Genomic DNA, 205 nt, shown 5'->3' with positions numbered 1-205 from the left:
TTTGATCTTGGCACTGTTACAAGTGTCTGGCTATGCACCTAAAGTGTCAAATGAAGTGCTCAACCAGATTAAAGGCTTAAACCTCAAAGCCAACTTTGATGTATTCGTATCACTGAGCTGTCATAACTGTCCGGATGTGGTACAGGCGCTGAACCTGATCGCGATTTATAACCCGAACACCACAGCAACCATGATTGATGGTTCA

1 pseudogene is annotated in these 205 nt (G+C 43.9%); it reads left to right on the top strand.

The annotated features are described in order from the left end of the window. Positions 1–205: pseudogene (locus UC75_RS21605) on the top strand (alkyl hydroperoxide reductase subunit F); the annotation flags it as partial.

This window comes from Acinetobacter sp. V2 (assembly GCF_001188385.1).
Taxonomy (GTDB): Bacteria; Pseudomonadota; Gammaproteobacteria; order Pseudomonadales; family Moraxellaceae; genus Acinetobacter; species Acinetobacter oleivorans.
Note: the sequence above shows the minus strand (reverse complement) of the source record. Positions and strands in the feature narration are given on the sequence as shown.